The organism is Chryseobacterium sp. CT-SW4, assembly GCF_048572715.1.
GTDB lineage: Bacteria > Bacteroidota > Bacteroidia > Flavobacteriales > Weeksellaceae > Chryseobacterium.
In genome coordinates this window covers 1,946,171-1,965,544 of sequence record NZ_CP183840.1, presented here as the reverse complement: position 1 = coordinate 1,965,544, position 19,374 = coordinate 1,946,171, and the positions used below count along the sequence as shown (strand labels likewise).

The 19,374-nt window shown below is 37.1% G+C and carries 16 protein-coding genes; 7 read left to right on the top strand and 9 right to left on the bottom strand.

What is annotated here, in order from left to right:
- Positions 1-31: 31 nt before the first annotated feature.
- On the top strand, positions 32-718 hold the full coding sequence (locus ABJ974_RS08900; protein ID WP_419867892.1) for a Bax inhibitor-1/YccA family protein: 687 nt from the start codon (positions 32-34) through the stop codon (positions 716-718).
- A gap of 77 nt (positions 719-795) precedes the next feature.
- Here ABJ974_RS08900 and ABJ974_RS08895 read toward each other — a convergent pair whose 3' ends face one another.
- The 5 genes from ABJ974_RS08895 to ABJ974_RS08875 all read right to left on the bottom strand — a co-directional run bounded on the left by ABJ974_RS08895 (position 796) and on the right by ABJ974_RS08875 (position 4,879).
- Entirely contained in the window at positions 796-1,998 is a 1,203-nt protein-coding gene (locus ABJ974_RS08895; RefSeq protein ID WP_419867891.1) for a hypothetical protein, read from the bottom strand.
- A gap of 84 nt (positions 1,999-2,082) precedes the next feature.
- Positions 2,083-2,331 carry a DUF6952 family protein gene (locus tag ABJ974_RS08890; RefSeq protein ID WP_419867890.1) on the bottom strand — a complete coding sequence of 83 codons (249 nt, stop codon included), beginning with the start codon at positions 2,329-2,331 and terminating at the stop codon, positions 2,083-2,085.
- Complete coding sequence (locus ABJ974_RS08885) at positions 2,331-2,639, bottom strand: thioredoxin family protein (RefSeq protein ID WP_419867889.1); 309 nt, start codon at positions 2,637-2,639, stop codon at positions 2,331-2,333. The genes ABJ974_RS08890 and ABJ974_RS08885 overlap by 1 nt, the downstream gene beginning before the upstream one ends.
- 169 nt (positions 2,640-2,808) lie before the next feature.
- Complete coding sequence (locus tag ABJ974_RS08880; protein ID WP_419867888.1) at positions 2,809-3,441, bottom strand: peroxiredoxin; 633 nt, start codon at positions 3,439-3,441, stop codon at positions 2,809-2,811.
- Positions 3,442-3,688: 247 nt separating this feature from the next.
- Positions 3,689-4,879, bottom strand: a complete 1,191-nt coding sequence (locus ABJ974_RS08875; RefSeq protein ID WP_419867887.1) for a pyridoxal phosphate-dependent aminotransferase — start codon at positions 4,877-4,879, stop codon at positions 3,689-3,691.
- Positions 4,880-4,969: 90 nt separating this feature from the next.
- Between ABJ974_RS08875 and rsmG the strand changes: the two genes are divergently transcribed.
- The 4 genes from rsmG to ABJ974_RS08855 all read left to right on the top strand — a co-directional run bounded on the left by rsmG (position 4,970) and on the right by ABJ974_RS08855 (position 9,304).
- A complete protein-coding gene (gene rsmG, locus ABJ974_RS08870; protein ID WP_419867886.1) occupies positions 4,970-5,605 on the top strand; it encodes a 16S rRNA (guanine(527)-N(7))-methyltransferase RsmG in 636 nt (211 codons plus the stop codon).
- A gap of 62 nt (positions 5,606-5,667) precedes the next feature.
- Positions 5,668-6,075, top strand: a complete 408-nt coding sequence (locus ABJ974_RS08865; RefSeq protein ID WP_419867885.1) for a hypothetical protein — start codon at positions 5,668-5,670, stop codon at positions 6,073-6,075.
- Positions 6,075-6,608: a DUF922 domain-containing protein gene (locus ABJ974_RS08860; RefSeq protein ID WP_419867884.1), complete on the top strand. Its 534-nt coding sequence runs from the start codon at positions 6,075-6,077 to the stop codon at positions 6,606-6,608. The genes ABJ974_RS08865 and ABJ974_RS08860 overlap by 1 nt, the downstream gene beginning before the upstream one ends.
- Entirely contained in the window at positions 6,605-9,304 is a 2,700-nt protein-coding gene (locus ABJ974_RS08855; protein WP_419867883.1) for a PD-(D/E)XK nuclease family protein, read from the top strand. Before ABJ974_RS08860 ends, ABJ974_RS08855 begins: the two co-directional genes overlap by 4 nt.
- Positions 9,305-9,364: 60 nt before the next feature.
- Here ABJ974_RS08855 and ABJ974_RS08850 read toward each other — a convergent pair whose 3' ends face one another.
- The 4 genes from ABJ974_RS08850 to ABJ974_RS08835 all read right to left on the bottom strand — a co-directional run bounded on the left by ABJ974_RS08850 (position 9,365) and on the right by ABJ974_RS08835 (position 14,734).
- The gene (locus ABJ974_RS08850; protein WP_419867882.1) at positions 9,365-11,317 is read right to left on the bottom strand and encodes a T9SS type A sorting domain-containing protein; all 1,953 of its coding nucleotides are present in this window, start codon (positions 11,315-11,317) and stop codon (positions 9,365-9,367) included.
- 171 nt (positions 11,318-11,488) lie between these two features.
- Positions 11,489-12,667, bottom strand: a complete 1,179-nt coding sequence (locus ABJ974_RS08845; RefSeq protein ID WP_419867881.1) for an acyl-CoA dehydrogenase family protein — start codon at positions 12,665-12,667, stop codon at positions 11,489-11,491.
- 79 nt (positions 12,668-12,746) lie between these two features.
- Positions 12,747-13,523: an NUDIX hydrolase gene (locus ABJ974_RS08840; protein ID WP_419867880.1), complete on the bottom strand. Its 777-nt coding sequence runs from the start codon at positions 13,521-13,523 to the stop codon at positions 12,747-12,749.
- Positions 13,524-13,546: 23 nt separating this feature from the next.
- A complete protein-coding gene (locus ABJ974_RS08835) occupies positions 13,547-14,734 on the bottom strand; it encodes an MFS transporter (RefSeq protein ID WP_419867879.1) in 1,188 nt (395 codons plus the stop codon).
- A gap of 178 nt (positions 14,735-14,912) precedes the next feature.
- On the opposite strand from ABJ974_RS08835, the gene ABJ974_RS08830 reads away from it, so the two are divergent.
- Together ABJ974_RS08830 and ABJ974_RS08825 are read left to right on the top strand one after the other, a co-directional pair.
- Positions 14,913-17,822, top strand: a complete 2,910-nt coding sequence (locus tag ABJ974_RS08830; protein ID WP_419867878.1) for a SusC/RagA family TonB-linked outer membrane protein — start codon at positions 14,913-14,915, stop codon at positions 17,820-17,822.
- 13 nt (positions 17,823-17,835) lie between these two features.
- Positions 17,836-19,371, top strand: a complete 1,536-nt coding sequence (locus ABJ974_RS08825; protein WP_419867877.1) for a RagB/SusD family nutrient uptake outer membrane protein — start codon at positions 17,836-17,838, stop codon at positions 19,369-19,371.
- Positions 19,372-19,374 lie beyond the last annotated feature (3 nt).

Here is a 19,374-nt window from a genome sequence, read left to right as displayed (position 1 = left end):
TTTTCCTATCTTTCACATTCAAAAAAATACTATGAATACAGATATTTTGGTAGCCGAATCTTCAGAAGTAGAGAAGGCAAACTTTTACAAAAAAACTTATTTACATGTTGCCTTATCTATTCTTGCTTTTATCGCCGTGGAAAGTATCTTAATAAATACGGTTCCTTTTGAGCTTATCGGGCTTATGATAGGGCAGAAGTACAGTTGGCTTCTTGTTATCGGAATATTTTGGGTAGCATCCATGATGGCTGCTAAATGGTCTCTGTCACAAAGCAGATCTACTCAGTATATGGGATTGGTTTTTTATATTTTCCTGGAAGCCATTATTTTCCTGCCACTTATCTATATGGCGATAGCGACTGCGGGAGGATACGTAATTTTTCAGGCAGCTATGCTCACGATTGCTATGTTTGCAGGATTATCCGCAGTAGCCTTTACTTCCAAAAGAGATTTTTCTTTTCTTAGAAACATCATTATTATCGGAGGTTTCCTTTCCATAGGACTCATTGTTGCCGGAATGATCTTCGGATTTAATCTGGGTCTTTGGTTCTCCGTAGGTATGGTGATTTTAGCTTCTGCAAGTATCTTATATGAAACGAGTAAGCTTAAATATGTTTACAGTACGGAGCAATATGTGGGTGCTTCGCTTCAGCTTTTTGCTTCTATTATGTTACTTTTCTGGTATATCCTGAGAATACTTATGAGTAGAAGAAGTTAATTAAAAAAGATTTATACTATAAAGAAAACCTGATGATCATTTCATCAGGTTTTTTTGTTAAATAATATAAGTTCTTATTAAGTTGCTGGATTGGTCGTTGTGTAATTTACACTTGCAGAGGTAACGGTAAAGTACTGTCCGCCGTCTGTATAGTTGATGTCCTGTGTTGCTGCAATGGAAAAGTTAACGGTAGATGTCCCGTTGTTGATATAAGTAATGGTAATACTGATGGTCTGCCGTAATCCTGAAGTAGTTATATCCGTACCTCTTCCCTGTGCTGGGTTTTTGTCCCGGTTTGTGGTAGAAAGATTTCCGGCATCAATATTATTTCCGACACTGTTTTTATTCGTATAAGATCCGGTAAGGCTGAATGCGCTTGCAGGAACTGCGGTAGCATCCGTAATGGCAGGGAATGCAAAAGCAGCCGCAAATAGGTCATTGTTATTGGTAACATTAATGGTATAAGTGGCTTCCAGTTTTTCTCCTGCTTTTACCGGAATGGTGAGATCATTTAAGGTCATCACAAAGCTTGGGGTACTGTAGGTAGGAGATTGTTGTGAAGCAGTGGTGTTCTTTACCTGATTTGAAATAATCTCCTGATATTTTACGGTAAAGGTATAGGGATTACCATTTTGGTTGGTTACGAAGGTATCTACGGTACCGTCTCCGTCAGAGTCATACAAAGCTCTGTATTCAAATGTACCGACACCTTGAGGAAATCCCTGGGAGCTTAGGGGAACCGTTTGATTTCCCGCATAGAGCTGACCATTGAAGATATAATCTATACCGTTGGTATTTTGGGTTGCTTCCGACGTATTGATCAGCATTCCACCCATGGTGGCAACATTCGCCAATAGATTGATGTTAGGAGGGGTTTTTGTCCCTGCTACTGAATTATACGTGTAGGTGTAAGTGTCCTGATCATTAGTAATGGCGGTGAGGGTAGCTACTGGCGGGGTGCCACATAATGAGCCCCAGGTTCCTTTAGATGCAATCCAGTAATCTATACATCCGGTATCTGTATTGAAATACATCATCCCGTTGTCTAACTGATTGGCAGCGGTAATATTAGTGGCATTGGATTCCGGGGTAATTCCTCCTGTTTTCTGATTGGGAAGCTGAGGAAGGATAAAAGTTTTGGCGTTAGGACTTGTCGTGGTGTTGGGTTTCACCTCCAAAGCAGCATTGGAGTGTGGTGCTTGTGTGTTTATACCTACTTGTGCGTCAATAGTAGATAAGCCCAACAAAAGAATAGCAAGGGGTGTAAAATGTTTTTTCATAATTTTTGAATTTGATTAGTTTTTTTTAAAAATAAAAGCACCGGGTTTTGTATGACCCGGTGCTTTTTGATTGTTTTATTTGTTTTATTTGTCGATGGACCCCAAAACTTTCTGTGCGAATGTGTTGAGAGCATCTTTTTCACTCATCCCACTTTGAACATTGGCGTGGACTTCCAGAGCTCCACAAATGTTAGTGATTAATTCACCTGCTACATTCAAATCTTCTTCGCTTGTTCCTCGGAATTCACAGAAGCTTTCTAATACTTCTAATGTTTTTTCAAGGTTCTCAGGAGACTGATTCTGATAAAACTGTCTTATGACCGGTAACTTCATTATTTCAATTCATTAAAAAGGTTAATTAAACTTTCCGCTTGGTTGGACTGAACCTGATTCACTAATTCTCCATTTTGAAAAATTGCAAAAGTAGGAAGATTATCTACTTTAGCCAGTTTTCTACTTTCAGGTAGTTTTTCGGCATCTACATAAAGGAATGGGATTCCTTCGTTTTCTGATGCTAACTTTTTAAATTTAGGTTTCATGATTCTGCAGTTTCCGCACCATGAAGCCCCATATTGTACAACTACTTTTTCATTATCCTTTACAATATTCTGTAGTGTATCTTCAGTTAATTCTGTATACATAGTTTAATTGGTTTAAATTTAAGAAAATAATTGGAATTTGATATTAAGTTTATGGTAATATTTTAGTCTTAATATTGAAATCAATTAGCTGTTGTGTTTTTAATAAAATATAACAATAAACTTTTAAAGAATAAGAGGCTTGAAAATTCAAACCTCTTATTAAATATTTTTAGTTTTTAGCTAAATATTCAGCGGTTGAATTTCTGTCAGCTTTCATAGCATCTTTTCCTTCTTCCCAGTTAGCAGGGCAAACTTCTCCGTGCTTTTGTACGTGAGTGTAAGCGTCAATTAATCTAAGGTATTCTTTCACATTTCTTCCAAGAGGCATATCATTCACTGATTCATGGAAGATTTTTCCTGTTTCGTCAATCAGATAGGTAGCTCTGTAAGTTACATTAGACCCTGTGAAGTTTTCATTTCCTTCTTCATCATATTCGAAATCCTGATCTACAATTCCTAAAATATTGGCTAATTGTCTGTGTGTATCAGCTAAGATAGGGTAAGTTACTCCTTCGATACCTCCGTTATCTTTCGGTGTGTTCAACCATGCGAAGTGTACTTCATTGGTGTCACAAGATGCTCCGATTACTCTAGTGTTTCTTTTTTCGAATTCACCTAAAGCATCCTGGAAAGCATGAAGTTCCGTAGGGCAAACAAAAGTAAAATCTTTTGGGTACCAGAATAAAACAATTTTTTGCTGGTTTTTAGTGGCTTCTTCAAAGATGTTGATTCTTAAATCATCACCCATGTCTGACATTGCGTCGATTGTTACATTTGGGAATTTTTTTCCTACTAAAGACATAATTTTATATTTTTTATTAAATTTTTTCTGAGACAAAGATACGGTAAATCGTCTATTAAACAATTGTTTACTAATAGATATAATCTATAGATATTTTTATCTGGTAAACAAGGAAAAAAGCCCTGATAACAGAGCTTTTTATAGAATTTTATTATTGCAAATTTATGTAAAAATAAAGTTTTTTAACTTCATTTATGTATTATATGTTTAATTATTCTGTTAAACAGTTGTAATATTGATAGATAGCTTAAAATTTCTCTAATAATTCTTTAATTCTTCTCATGGCCTCTCTCAGCTCTTCCTCTGAAGCAGCGTAAGAGAATCTGATACACTCCGGACTTCCGAAAGAAACTCCGCCTACACACCCTACATGAGCATTTTCAAGGAGGAACATAGCGAAGTCATCCGAATCTTTTATTTCCGTACCGTTTAATGTTTTACCGATATAATAGGAAACATCAGGGAAGAAATAGAAAGCAGCTTTAGGTAAAACTACTTTAAAACCTGGAATTTCTTTCATTAAATCATATACAATGTCTCTTCTTTCTTTAAAAGCATCGATCATGTATTTGTATTCCGAAGGGTCCGTGTTTAAAGCGGTGATGGAAGCTCTTTGAGCAACGGTATTCGCTCCGCTGGTCATCTGCCCCTGAACTTTTTCACAGGCTTTGGCCAACCATTCCGGACAAGCGGAATACCCGATTCTCCATCCTGTCATCGCGTAAGCTTTTGAAACCCCGTTGATGATAGCCGTTTGTTCACGGACTTCAGGGAATTGGGCAATGGATGTCGTTTTAGTTTCATAATTGATGAATTCATAGATTTCATCAGAAATTATAGTGATATTCGGATATTTAGCCAAAACTTTAGCAATGGATTTAAGCTCATCATAGGTATAATATCCACCTGAAGGGTTACATGGTGAGCTGAAAAGAATCGCTTTTGTTTTTTCAGTAATAGCCTCTTCAAGCTGCTCAGCCGTAATTTTAAAATCTGTTACAAATGAAGTCGGAAGAATAACGGAATTTCCGCCCATCATTTTTACCATTTCATCATAACTTACCCAATAAGGTGCAGGTAATAAAACTTCATCCTCATCGTCGATAATAGCTGCCAATACGTTGATGATAGCTTGCTTGGCTCCATTGGAAACACAGATCTGCGTAGGTTTGAAGTCTAAATTGTTGTCTCTTTTCAGTTTGTTTGATATCGCTTCACGAAGCTCTAAAAAGCCGGGAACAGGGGAGTAATGACTGTAATTTTCATTAATAGCGTCAAAGGCTGCCTGCTTAATATTATCCGGAACATCAAAATCGGGTTCCCCCAGCGTTAAGCTTATGACATTTATTCCTTTAGCTTTCATTTCCCTCGCTTTGTTTGACATTACAAAAGTCTGCGAGTAACCTAGTCTTTTTACTCTTTTCGAAAGTTTATCCATGTTTTCATTTTGTGTAAACAAAGATATAATAAAAGTTAATTAGAATAAAGTGTGAAATAAAACTTATTTTTGCTCATTATAATAATTACTATGTCTAAAGCGTTACTTATAAAGTACTTTCCTGACCTTACAGCCAAGCAAATTGAACAGTTTTCCAAGCTTGAAGAACTTTACAATGAGTGGAACGAAAAGATCAATGTGATCTCCCGGAAGGATATGGAATCTTTATATGAAAAACATATTCTGCATTCTTTGGGAATTGCAAAAGTAATGGAGTTCGCTCCGGGAACCAAAGTACTTGATATCGGTACCGGAGGTGGTTTTCCGGGTATTCCTTTAGCTATTTTATTTCCTGAAGCGGATTTTACTTTAATAGATTCTATCGGGAAAAAAATAAGCGTCGTGAATGCTGTTGCGGAAGGAGTAGGTCTTAGGAATGTCACAGCAGTTCACGGAAGAGCGGAAAAACTGAAAGATAAATTTCATTTTGTGGTCAGCAGAGCGGTAACCCAGATGCCGGAGTTTTTAAGATGGCTGAAAGGTAAATTTGAAAAAGAACAGTTTAATCCTAAGCATAATGGTATTTTATATTTAAAAGGAGGAGATCTGGCGGAGGAACTGGCTGGAATTAAATGTGAGATTTTTAATCTTAAGAATTATTTTGAGGAAGAGTTTTTTGATACAAAAAAAGTAGTTTACGTATCAAAAGGTAATTTTAATTCTTAAATTAACATAAATAGGGAATAATTTTTGATCAGCATTTTATTATAAAACTTAATTATAACATCATGAAAAAACTTTTGAATATAGGATTCTCAACGGTTCTTTTAGGAATGTTGTTCATTTCGTGTAATAATGATGATGATTACCAGACCATACAAGCTGTGGATAAGGTAAAGATTGACAGTGTGATGATCGCGAATGATACCATGAATGTATTTGCCGTACAGAGTATCAGGACGTATTCTACTTATTCATCCAGCTGTGAGGGATTTTATGGTTATGATTATGTGCATAATGACAGCCTGTCCAGGACAATAACTGCTTATAAATACCGCACAAATGGTCCGTGCACCCAGGGGAATTATACGGGTATGAATCAGATCAACTTCAGACCGCAGCAGACGGGTACCTATACCTTTACATTCTGGAATGGAGATAATAGCTGGATTACCAGGACAATTGTTGTACAGTAATGAAATGGATTTATTTATTAAGCTTATTGATTACCGCTCCGCTTTTCGGACAGAAAATTATTTGGAAAGAAGGGCAGAAGCTTAATTGGAGCCAGTTTAAAAGCGAAACTAACCGTAAAGGAAGTAATGTCGTGGCCTATACCCATTGCGGGTGGGAATACACGGTCGTAAAGTCTACTAACCCGAATGTTCCCGTAAAGATTGAAATCGTTACCATCTTCAATGAAGATAAATCCTGGAAAGATCCCAAGCGTATCAATGACTATGTTTTGAATCATGAGCAGAAACATTTTGATATTGCTGAAATTTATGCCAGAAAACTTCGTAAGGAAGTAATGGAGAAAATTAAAACTTCGGGAGATTTTGACAGAAAGTTTCAATCTATTTATAATAAAATTTCCAATGAATACAGGAATTTCCAGATCTTATATGATAAAGACACGCAGCATGGTATCAATACCGAAAAACAGGCGGAATATAATCTTATCATTGCCAGAGAACTGGATTATCTAAAAAACTTTAAAAGCTCTTGAAATTTCTCAATAAAATTATCCGTGAATTATTAGATCAGAATACAGATTTATCGGCATTCAATATTGTGCTGCCGGGAAAACGTCCCATTGTTTTTATCAGACAGATATTGGAGGAAAATAATTATTCTGGCTTTCTTCCCCGGTTTTTTACCATAGAAGAGCTTATCAATGGTATTGCAGATCAGCAGCCTGTTCAGGGGATTTCCCTGTGGCTTTTTGCTTACGATGTGTATAAAAGCCTGCACCTGATTCCTGATGACGATTTTGCGGAGTTTCTTAAATGGTTCCCAACCTTACAGAAAGACTGGGATGACATGCTGAAATTTTCGGATAGCGGGGACCAGACCGTACTGCAATATATGTTTGATGAAGAGAGGATAAAGGACTGGGCACAGGATTTGGGAGAGGAAAATGTTCCCCGGAAGAAGTTTTTGAATTTCTGGAAAAATATGACCGTTTATCTTCCGGTTCTGAAACAAAAACTCAGTGAAAAGAACTGGGCTACTTCCGGAATGATTCACGAAATAGCCAAAAGCAAGATCGAAGAATTTGCAAAAAATACCCGGGAGCAGTTTGTTTTTTGTGGTTTTAATGCCTTTACCCCTGTGGAGGAAAAGCTTGTAAGAAACCTTTTGCAGTGGGATAAGGCGCAATGTTTTTTTCAGGCGGACCATTATTATTTTGATGATGAGAGACAGGAAGCCGGTAAATTTCTCCGGAACCATAAAACCTGGAAAGAATTTAATGACAGCAGAGCTTTTCAATGGATTGAAGATGATTTCATCCAGCCTAAAAATATTAAAGTCTATGAAGTTTCAGGAAATATAACGCAGACTAAAGTATTACCGGAAATATTCGAATCCATAGATAGTGAAACCTACAATAATACGGCAGTGGTTTTACTGGATGAAAACCTTCTTCCTGCAAGTCTGGATGTGATGCATGGTGTTAAAAACCTGAATATCACCATGGGATTTCCTTTGAAAAACCTTTCTTTTTCCAATGCGGTGAAACAGTTGTTTTATTTGCAGAAGCAATTGGAGAAAAGTAAATCTTCTTACTATTACCGGGATATCTTTCCCATTATAGAAGAGTTTCCTGCATCTCAGGAGGACGAGCAGCTTATCACGGAATTTAAAGCTAAAATTGAAGAAAGAAATATCGTTTATATTTCCGGAAAGTTGATGAAAGAACTGCTGTCCGGTCTTTCTTATTTTAATCTTCTCCTGAAAGCGGAGTCTACAGGGAAATACCTCGAAATGCTGATTGATTTTTGCCAGCACATAAAATGGCTGGACATTGATGATATTCAATATGAGAACGTGTCTCATTTTGAAAACTCTTTCAGGCTGATCAGAAACCAGATCGCTCCTTATGATTTTGAGATTAAAATGGAAACTCTCGAAATTCTGATCAATCATTATATTAATTCGGAAAGTATTGATTTCCAGGGTGAGCCCTTGAGAGGACTGCAGATTATGGGATTACTGGAAACCAGATTGCTTAATTTTGATAATGTGATCCTGCTTTCGGTGAATGAAGGAAAGCTGCCTTTAGGAAATTCTCAGAATACCTACCTGCCTTTTGATATCCGTAAATTTTTCAACCTGCATACTTTCCTGGAAAATGACAGTATTTATGCCTATCATTTTTACCGTCTCATTCAGGATTCCAAAAATGTTCATTTGTTATTTAATGCTTTGAGTTCAGGAGTAAATACGGGAGAGAAAAGCCGGTTTATTACCCAGATTGAAATGGAAAGTGACCATCAGATTGAACATTTTATTATTGAAAATTCCTCAGAGCCTATCGTCAGTGAACCTGTTGAGATCATCAAAACACCGGTAGTGCTGGAGAGGCTTCAAAACTGGAAATCCAAAGTTTCCGCATCCCACCTTACCAGCTACCTTTATAACCCGATAGATTTCTATTTATCAAAGATTCTTAATACATCGGAAACCGATGAAATCGAAGAAGAATTATCCGTGAGGAATTACGGAAATCTCGTCCATTATACACTTCAAGAAATATATGAAGTACTTAAAGGTAAGGTTTTAAAAAATAGTGATTTAGAAAAATCAATTCAAGCGATAGATGAATATATGAATGTGGCAGTAGAAAAGCTGAAGCATCAGCCGGAGTTTTATGAAAGAGGAATGAATTTCGTTCATAAAGCTATTGCCAGGAAAGTAATTGAAAGCATTCTGAATTATGACCTTGATCTGGTTAAAAAAGGAAACAGATTAGAAATTCTGGATATCGAAAAGAGGTTTGAAAACGTAGATTTTTATCTCGATGAAAGTACATCGGATAAGATTTCTTTTTTTGGATTTATTGACAGAATTGACAGTTTAAACGGAACCCTTAGAATTATTGATTATAAAACAGCCAAAATTAAGAACCTCAATGTAAAAATAGATGCTGATAATGTAGAAGAATATTTCCATAATAATGACAGGAAACAGGCTTTACAACTTTGTATTTACCAGTATGTGGTTCAGAACCTTCCTGAATTTTGGGGATTTCCTATCGAAACAGGCATATGGAGTTTTGCAGAAGCGAAGAGAGGAGTGGTTTCCCTGCAATTTGAAAAAGGAGGGATAGAAGAGGCTATGACTTCTATTAAAAACCTGATCTATGAAATTCTGAATCCGGACCTTAATTTTATAGAAAATATAAAAACCTATACAAGGTAAAAATGCACCTCTTTTAGGAGAGATGCATTTTTTGATATGAAGTTATAATGAAAATGTGTTTTATAAAGTAAGTTTTTTACCAATGATTTTCCCGTTCGTCAGGTTGACCTGTACCATGTAAATTCCCGGTTCCAGGCTTCGGGATTCAAATTGGGATCCTTTTATTTCCTGAGTCTGAATCAGGTTTCCTGAAATGCTGTAGATCGAGATACTTTTAATATTGCTGTTGGCTTTTATGATAATTTGTTGATTCTGTGTATAGATATCAAGCTTATCACTTGGATTAGCCGTATTATTTAATAGTTTATTGAATTGCAAATTATAATACTTGGTCGCCACTTCAAATGTGTAATTTTTGTTGTTTAGATTTTGTATGTTTATTCCACCTTCTTTAAGGTACTCTTCCTGTGAGACTGTTTTGATCAGGTCTTTATTTTCATCGAAAATGTTGACTGCTACGAGCTCGTCTTCCTTCACTTTTAAAGACAGGATATTGTTATTATCAGATTTTATTATTTCTTTTTCTTCAACTGTATGAGGGGTATTTTTTACATAAGGAATGATTTTATTTTCCTGGTTCTCAATCACTTTTAGGAGATATACACCATCTTTAATAGTTGAAATATCATTATTGACCACTTTTTTCTTACTTGTTTTTTCGCTGTTAAAATCGGTGATTTCCACTACTTCGATCTCTTTTAGATCCGGCTTTATTTGAGAACTATAAAGGGAATTAATTCCGGAATCTGGAGTTTCCTGTACTGATTTTGAAGTTAAAATAGCCCATTGGTTGAGTATTCCTCCGCTCCTTAAAGTATTGAATTTTAAATTGGAAGCAAGAACAAATGGTGCAATTCCACCTATATGACCCAGAGGTCCCCAGTAAAATGAATCCAGTTTATACTTATCCAGATCCCACCAAGAGTAATAACCTCTTTGCACATCAATTGTTTTTGAAGTGTTTTCAGGAGGAATAGCCAAATCTACCGTGGAATGACCCAGCGTCATAGGAGTTTTGTTATACCAGTCGTATACATCATTGGATTTGAGACATTGTCTTAATTTGTTGTTGGTATTGTAGGTGACATCATTTACAAAATTATTGGTAAAAAGCTTTCTCCAGAGTAATGGTCCCCATAACAGACCTCCATTGTCCTGTACCACATGATAATTGTATTTATCGAGATATTCAGCAGAAATTACTTCGGATATATCATTATTATAGGTTTTGTATCCGATATTGTTGCATGTATTTACCACATTGGCAATGAAAGAAGTGAAGGGATATACATCCTTGTCTAAGACACCTTTCTGTAAGGTAACTCCAGAAAAATCATAAGGTCCGTCACCAAGGTATACGTATTTGAACTTTAAGTTGGTAGGATTGGTGATGCTGAGTTTCTTAATAGTTGACATACCGGCATGGGCCCCCTGGGAGTAGCCGGCTAAAAAGTATTCATCATAACGTTTTACTCCGAGCAGGGCCAGGACTTTATTAGCAGCAGTAACAAAATCAATGGTTGCTGTTGCCTCGGTCGGGTAGTGTACATAAGGGTGTACCCCTTCTCCATTCCCCATCCCTACATAGTCAGGTGCCATCAAAATATAACCGTTAAGAACATAGGATAATTCTACCACAAAACCGGCATACATAACGCCTCTAAGATTGGAAGGTACATTGTCTCGGCTATCTGTAGTTCCATGATCAGATACTACGGTAGAAAGCTTAAAGTTAACATTAGGATACATAACCAGCCCTGTGGCTTTTACCAGCTTATTGTTTTCATTTGGCGTATAATAGGTTACTTTATAAGCCTTTAACCCTACATTGAATCCTTTAAGGTAGTTCACAAAGTCAGGAGCATTCTGTTCTCCCAGATTATTGGAAATGAAATTAACAACTCCCTGTGGCGTAAGATTCAGTTTTTCTTCAAAGCTAACCAAATCTCCTGCTTGTTGTGCCCAATAAAATGGTGCAACAATACTTAGTAATGAAATAGTAAATTTTTTCATGTTTTTATATTTTATTTGATGTTTAAATTATATATTTTAAGTTAATGCAACAAAATGTTAATATGCTAACAATTATTCATTGAATAGTACTTCTCTTCAAAGTGAATAAAATAAACGGGTCCGGCCTTAAGGCCGGACCCGTTTTTAAACATGATAAGCGTTTAAAAGTATTTAAAAAGCACTAATCCCCGTAATATCTAAACCAGTGATTAACAAATGAACATCATGAGTCCCTTCATAAGTTATGACAGATTCAAGATTGGCAGCATGTCTCATCATTGGAAATTCACCCATAATTCCCATTCCGCCAAGAATTTGTCTGGATTCACGGGCAATATCAATGGCCATCTTTACATTATTCCTTTTGGCCATAGAAATTTGGGCAGGAGTTGCTTTATGTGAATTTTTTAAATTTCCCAATTGCAGACAGAGTAATTGGGCTTTTGTAATTTCGGTTAAAAATTCAGCCAGTTTTTTCTGCTGGAGCTGATAAGAGCCGATAGGTTTTCCAAACTGTTTTCTCTCTTTTGCATATTGGACAGCCGTACAATAACAGTCTATGGCAGCTCCGATCACTCCCCATGAAATTCCATATCTCGCGGAATTAAGACAGGATAAAGGCCCTTTGAGTCCGGTGACTCCCGGTAAGAGATTTTCTTTCGGAACTTTAACATTATTAAAGACCAGTTCACCCGTTTTGGAAGCTCTTAAGCTCCATTTATTATGAGTTTCGGGAGTGGTAAAACCTTCCATTCCTCTTTCTACGATAAGGCCCTGAACTTTGCCTTCCTCATTTTTGGCCCAAACTATTGCAATGTCGCACAATGGGGAGTTCGTGATCCACATTTTGGCCCCATTGAGAAGATAATGATCGCCCATATCTTTAAAATGCGTTTCCATTGAGCTGGGGTCGGAACCGTGATTAGGTTCCGTAAGGCCGAAAGAACCGATCATTTCACCGGCTGCCAGTTTAGGAAGAAACTTTTTTTTCTGTTCTTCCGATCCGAATTCATGAATAGGAAACATAACGAGGGAGCTTTGTACAGAAGCCGCAGAACGAACCGCCGAATCTCCTCTTTCCAGTTCCTGCATGATAAGCCCATAAGATATTTGATCCAGTCCGGCTCCTCCGTATTCCTCAGGAATATAAGGTCCTAATGCTCCTATTTTCCCTAATTCTTTCATCAGTCCCGGCAAATCGGTATGGTTTTGGGCAGCCTGATCGATTTGAGGCATTACAAAACTTTCTACCCATTCCCTTATGGATTGGCGTATGAGTCTGTGTTCTTCAGTAAGCAAAGCATCAATTCCATAATAATCAGGAATGCTTGTAAGAGGATAATACGACATCTTGTTTAATTTTTCTAAAAATAATACTTTTAAGTATTTCAGGAAAATTTTTTTTAAGAGTCGGATTATGTCCCATTTTTTAGAAGCTGGGATATTGATTTTTTGCGGAATTAATAATTTCTTTTTTAAATTTATAAAGATAGGGAGCCTTATTGGCAGAGCCATCATATAGCTTTTCCATTCTTTCCAGGATATTTAAACTTAATATTTTGCGTTGGAAATTATTTCTTCTGAACTTCTCACCCAAAATGGTTTCGTAAAGGGATTGAAGATCTTTCATGGTAAATTTCTCAGGAAGAAGGCTGCTGGCGGCTACTTCTGTATTGATGTTCATTCGGAGGTAATCCAGTCCGGTTTTTATGACCCTGTCATGGTCAAAAGCCATTTTAGGAAGCTTATTAACCTCAAACCATTCACAGGTTTCATTAAAAGCATCCGGAAAAGTGTTGGCTATGGAAAAATCAATAAGACTGCAGTATCCCACCGTTATAAACCGTTGAAAAATCCAGTGATCTTCCGGTACCGTAATTCCTTTATTCTGAAGCAGAATCTGATGGACATTATTTTCCGTACGGTCTATTCTTCCGAAAGTATGGAACTGCTTTAAGAATATGTCTTTAAGATTGGTTCTTTCATACAATACACGGGCAGCCGCTTCACGAAGATCCTCATCATTAAATACAAAACCTCCGGGAAGAGACCATAGGTCAAGATCATGGTATTTTAATAATAATACTTTCAGGATATTATTGTGAAAACCAAATATGGTACAGTCAACAGAGACATGAGCCACAAAGTCTTTTGTGTCGATCAGCTCCTGAAGGGTTTCTTTGTTTTTTGAGTTCTGGATTTTCATGAGCGTAAAAATAAAATTATTTTCTAAATCTTCTTCGTCATAAATTTAAAATATAATAAGCTTACAGCAGAAAGAACAACAATAATAAATAAAATATACGAAGAATAATATACAAGTAGCTGATTTTTAAATAGTAAAGATATAATAATTGAGCTTACAGAACTTCCCAGAGAAGAGAAAATTATTATAAGAGAAGTAAAAAGATTGATCTGCTCTTTGTTGATCCGGGAAATCATTTTTGAGTTCACGACAGGATAAAGAGGAGATAAGAAAAAGCCTATTACAGGAAAAAGAAAAAGAATGATCCTGGAATCTTCCGAATGGAAAAATTGAGCTCCTACGATGATGCAGAGAATGAATATAACCAGGACCAAGCATCCGATAAAATATGCATTCAGAGAAAACCTGTGGATAATGTTGGCTGTCACCGTTCTTCCGATATAGGAGAACAACGCAAGAAATGATGAAGCCTGCAATGCAAAAAAAGAATTGACCTTCAGATGGTTTTTATAATAAGATGGAAGCCAGGAATTGAAGGTCTGTTCCACAAAAACAATAGAAAATATAACAATAAAAAACAGGATCACGGAAGGAGTAATAAATCCTGAAAAATCATACATAGCCTGATTGGAAACCTTTTTCTTTTCCTCTGAAATTCTTAGACGGGCAAACAGAAGAATGGTGATGAGTGACAAAAAGGAAATAAACAGAAAGCCCAGTTTCCAGTACTCTGTGTATTTACTGGAGATCAGCCAACCAAATCCGATATTCACAAAGAAAGTCCCTACCATAAAGGAGGCTTCCACATTATTCATGGTTTTTGCCAACGACTTTTCGTTGGTCATCATATTTCTTATGATTCCGAAAACACAGATTTTCCCGATGGCAAAGCAGGTTCCTATGATCGCAAACCATAATTTGTAAAACCAGAATACTTCCACAAAAGGAAGTATGGAAGAGCAGATTCCAACAATTGCCAGGGACATCATCAGCGCATTTTTTGTTCCGGTTTTGCTGATCAGGTGAACAGCAAATAAGGAGATAATGGCTACGGGAACATCTTTAAAAGATTCCAAAAAGCCCAGTTTTTCAAACCCGATTTTAGCTTCGGAAAGTTGTAAAATAACTATCCCCATACAATTCAGCACCATGGAAAAAATCAGGAATGTCAATTTTAAAGGAAGTGAAATATTGGTGAGTTTACTCGTCATTTTGGGGATTAAATTGTTTGTGTTTTAGTGTGATTTTATGATTTATGGCAACAAAAATAACGCTTTAAAACCTTTATAATAAAAGAAAAATTAAAATATTTATTAAAAGAATGTTAAATATTTAAAAAAAAATATATTTTTATTGTCTCAAAATGAGAATTAAAAACTAACTATATATATGAATGTAAAAATATCAAGGAGTTTAGGCGTGATTGCTGTTCTCTATTTTACAGCGAATTTTAATGCCCAGAACACAGGGAATGACACTCTTACTAAGGAACAAAAAATAGAAGAGGTAGTAATGATCGGTTACGGTACTCAAAAGAAAAGTAATGTAACGGGAGCTATCTCAAGTTTAAAAGCTTCAGATCTTGAAGATGTACCGGCAGGAAGACCTGAGCAGGTACTGCAGGGTAGAGCAGCCGGGGTTTCGGTAATTTCAAATTCAGGTCAGCCAGGTTCTGCAGCCACGATCAGGGTTCGGGGTATTACCAGTTTCGGAGCGGGAAGTAATGATCCTCTCTGGGTAGTAGACGGAATTGTGGTAGACAATATCGGATGGCTGAATCAATCGGATATTGAAAATATGGAAATCTTAAAAGATGGTGCTTCAGCTGCTATTTATGGGGTTTCCGCTGCAAAAGGGGTAATCCTGATCACCACTAAAAAAGGAGCAAAAGGAAGATTAAACCTTTCTTATAACGGATTTCTGGGAGTAGGAAGTGCTGCCAACAAATTAGACCTTCTCAATGCTACCCAATATGCTACCATCATCAATGAGGCAAGAACCAATGACGGCAACACACCATTATTTGCCAATCCGTCATCTTATGGTAAAGGAACGGACTGGCAAAAGGAAATATTCAACAGTGCCCAGCGTACTTCTCATGAATTCAGCATCAATGGAGGAAATGATAAATCCACATTCTATTCTTCTTTCGGATATTATGACCAGGAAGGAATTGTAATGAGAGAGATTTCCAAGTATAAAAGAATTAACGCAAGGTTAAACTCAACCCATAAAGTATTTGACTTTTTAACCATAGGGCAGACCTTTGCCTATACCCATACTAAATCTCAGGGGATCAATGCCAATGATGAGTTTGGTGGACCGTTAAGTTCTGCTGTAAATTTAGATCCTATTACTCCGGTACTGGTAACAAACGGGATATCCAATCAGCCTTTTCCGGCAGATTATAACAGCCCATATATCGTTAGAGATCAAAACGGGAATCCTTATGGTATTTCCCATTATGTGAACCAGGAAATGTCTAACCCAAGAGCTTTTCAGCAAACTCAAATGGGAAGATTTAACTGGTCGGATGATTTCATTGCGAATGTTTTTGCAGAATTAAAGCTTTCTAAAAACTTTACCTTCAAATCTACTATGAATGGTAAGCTTTCCTATTGGGGAAGTCAGGCATTTACCCCTTTATTTTATTTAGGGCCATCCAATAAGCAGGATTCATTCAATAATCTATTCAGACAGACCGAGAAAAAATTTGAGTGGAGTACTGAAAATACAGTTACCTATCAAAAGAAGTTCGGACAGCATAATTTAAATGTATTATTAGGTCAGGGATATTATGAGTATAATATTTCTTCGGGACAAAATATAACTTACACCAATCAGCCTGTTAATAACTGGTGGGATGCTTCTTTCAATTTCGATACCCCTCAGGAAAATATTTCCGGAAGTGCATGGGACGGAATACGCACCCATAAAGCATCTTATTTTGCAAGGGTAGTGTATGATTATGCCAATAAATATCTTTTCACAGGTACGATCCGTAGAGACGGATCATCAAAGTTCGGGGCGAATAACCACTGGGGGAATTTCCCGGCAATGTCCTTGGGATGGAATGTTTCTAACGAAGATTTCTGGCCTCAAAACGATATTGTTAACAGCTTAAAGTTCAGAGGAGGATACGGTGTATTAGGAAATGATGCCATTGATGACTTCCAGTTTGCTAATTCACTATCTGCAGGAAGTAATTATACTTTCGGTGATAATATCATCAGAACAGGATATGCTCCGAGTACTCTTGAAAATCCAGATCTGAAATGGGAAAGAACTTCTCAGTTCAATATCGCAGCAGATCTTAAATTATTCAGAAATTTTGACTTGACCGTTGATCTTTACAGAAAGAAAAGTACGGATATCTTGAGACGTGTTGAGCTTCCCGGATATTTAGGATTAATCAATAACCCTTGGAGAAATATCGGGGATATGAATAATAACGGGGTTGAAGTAAGCTTAGGATATAAAAAGAACTGGGGGGACTTCGGTTTCTCTGCTAATGGAAACTTCTCCTATCTGCAAAATGAGATTACCAGGCTGGAAGACGATAAAGACTATGTAAACTTTGCTTCTTTCCAATCTATGGGAACTGTTTCCAGACTTCAGGTAGGTGCACCTTATGGTTCATTTTACGGATATCAGAATTTAGGAGTTTTTCAGAACCAGGCTGAGATCGATGCTTATACGAATGCAAACGGAGCATTGATTCAACCGAATGCGAAACCGGGTGACTTTAAACGTCTGGATGCCAACGGAGACGGTAAGATTGATGAGAATGACTATGTAAACTTAGGGAACTCTTTACCGAAATATACATTTGGTTTAACCTTGAATATGAATTACAAAAACTTTGACATCATGATTTTTGCTCAGGGACAAGCAGGTAACAAAATATTCCAGGGATTAAGAAGATTGGATATTCAAAATGCCAATTACCAGACGGCTATTTTAGACCGTTGGACAGGAGAAGGAACATCAAACACGGTGGCAAGGGTTACTATGGATGATCCCAACCAAAACTATACAAGGATGTCAAATTATTACCTGCAAAAAGGTGACTATTTACGTTTAAAACTGGTTCAGATAGGATATACGTTACCGAAAGAAGTATCTCAGACTATCGGAGCAAACAAAGTAAGATTCTATGTTACGGGAGAAAACCTGGTTACTTTCACCAAGTATACCGGATATGATCCGGAAATTGCAGGAGGAGATACATTTGGTATAGACAGAGCGTATTATCCTCAGGCAAGAACTTTCCTGTTTGGTGCCAGTGTTCAATTTTAAAAGCTAAGAAAAAATGAAAAACAAAAGATTTATATATACAAGCGTATCTGTTCTTTTATTGGCAGGTATCAGTTTTGGGACGGTATCCTGTAATGACAATAATCTCGAAGATGTTAAAAATTCAGGAACCTTTGATTCAAGTAACTATTTTCAGAATGAAGAGCAGTCCTTTACGGGATTGGTAGCCACTTATGATCTGCTTAGAAAATATTCAGGGGGATTTGAAAATATGGTCACCTTCTTTAATGCGGCTTCCGATGATTGCTATTCCGGAGGAGGAAGTTCCACAGATGGAGCAGGAATACAGGGGTTTGCTAATTACAGTATCAACTCGGTAATCATGCCGATAAGTTATTGGAAAGATTATTATCAGGGAATTGCTGCGGCAAACCTTTTATTAGATAGAATTCCTAATGCTCAGATGAATGATCAGACCCGAAATAGATTCATCGCAGAAGCTAAAGTTTTAAGATCACTTTATTATTTCGAGTTATTAAGAACTTTCAAAAATATTCCTCTGATATTAAAGCCTATAACCGTAAGTGATGATTATTACAATATTCCTCAGGCAGATCCTGCAGCAGTATACACTCAGATAGAGTCGGATATTCTGGCTGCCATAGGAGATTTACCTGCAACAGTATCATCTGCTGGAGAAAAAGGAAGGATTACACAGGGGACAGCCCGTGCCATATTGGGTAAGATTTATTTATATGATAAAAAATATAGTGAAGCAGCGGCTCAGCTTGAAATGGTTAACGGAACTCCGGGAGGAACCAGTCAATACGGATATAAGCTGGTAGCTAACTATGCAGATTTATGGCAGGTTGACAATAAATTCACTTCGGAATCCATATTGGAGGTAATGCATACCAATAAAGGGAATTCGGATTGGGGCTTCTGGGGCTCAGGAAAAGATGAAGGGAACAGTATCAATGTCATGCTGGGAATCAGATCTTATAAAGTGACGGACACTGCACCGGCTAATACTCCAAGTATTTATTCAGGGTGGTCCTTTAATCCGGTTACTGAAGATTTATTCAACTTTATGCAGGGAGATCCACGTTTGGACGCAACAATATTAAATGTTAAGCAACTCGTACAAAACGGAAGTGTGACCTATTCTGCAGCATACAGAGATACGGGATATTTTTTAAATAAATTTACCCCCCGAACATCGGATGTTTCTACATTACCAGGAGCCACTGAGCTGAACTTCCGTCAAAACTACATCGCTATAAGATTAGCCGATACTTACCTTATGGAGGCGGAAGCTTTAGGCGGTTCAGGATCACGAGCGCAGGCATTACTGGATGCTGTAAGAGCTAGAGTAGGATTAGCATCCGTTCCGGTTTCCATGCAGGCTATTAAAGATGAAAGAAGAAGAGAGCTTGCCGGAGAAGGACACAGATGGTTTGATTTGGTAAGATGGGGAGATGCTCCTGCCAAATTGGGAACAAGAGGATTCACGGCAGGTAAAAATGAAATCTTACCTATACCTTTCAATGAACTTACCAATACAGCTTTAAAGCAAAACCCAGGATACTAATAA

Coding starts and splice junctions, on each gene's coding strand:
- ABJ974_RS08900 (WP_419867892.1), top strand. CDS start 32: ATGAATACAGATATTTTGGTAGCCGAATCTTCAGAAGTAGAGAAGGCA.
- ABJ974_RS08895 (WP_419867891.1), bottom strand. CDS start 1,998: ATGAAAAAACATTTTACACCCCTTGCTATTCTTTTGTTGGGCTTATCT.
- ABJ974_RS08890 (WP_419867890.1), bottom strand. CDS start 2,331: ATGAAGTTACCGGTCATAAGACAGTTTTATCAGAATCAGTCTCCTGAG.
- ABJ974_RS08885 (WP_419867889.1), bottom strand. CDS start 2,639: ATGTATACAGAATTAACTGAAGATACACTACAGAATATTGTAAAGGAT.
- ABJ974_RS08880 (WP_419867888.1), bottom strand. CDS start 3,441: ATGTCTTTAGTAGGAAAAAAATTCCCAAATGTAACAATCGACGCAATG.
- ABJ974_RS08875 (WP_419867887.1), bottom strand. CDS start 4,879: ATGGATAAACTTTCGAAAAGAGTAAAAAGACTAGGTTACTCGCAGACT.
- rsmG (WP_419867886.1), top strand. CDS start 4,970: ATGTCTAAAGCGTTACTTATAAAGTACTTTCCTGACCTTACAGCCAAG.
- ABJ974_RS08865 (WP_419867885.1), top strand. CDS start 5,668: ATGAAAAAACTTTTGAATATAGGATTCTCAACGGTTCTTTTAGGAATG.
- ABJ974_RS08860 (WP_419867884.1), top strand. CDS start 6,075: ATGAAATGGATTTATTTATTAAGCTTATTGATTACCGCTCCGCTTTTC.
- ABJ974_RS08850 (WP_419867882.1), bottom strand. CDS start 11,317: ATGAAAAAATTTACTATTTCATTACTAAGTATTGTTGCACCATTTTAT.
- ABJ974_RS08845 (WP_419867881.1), bottom strand. CDS start 12,667: ATGTCGTATTATCCTCTTACAAGCATTCCTGATTATTATGGAATTGAT.
- ABJ974_RS08840 (WP_419867880.1), bottom strand. CDS start 13,523: ATGAAAATCCAGAACTCAAAAAACAAAGAAACCCTTCAGGAGCTGATC.
- ABJ974_RS08835 (WP_419867879.1), bottom strand. CDS start 14,734: ATGACGAGTAAACTCACCAATATTTCACTTCCTTTAAAATTGACATTC.
- ABJ974_RS08830 (WP_419867878.1), top strand. CDS start 14,913: ATGAATGTAAAAATATCAAGGAGTTTAGGCGTGATTGCTGTTCTCTAT.
- ABJ974_RS08825 (WP_419867877.1), top strand. CDS start 17,836: ATGAAAAACAAAAGATTTATATATACAAGCGTATCTGTTCTTTTATTG.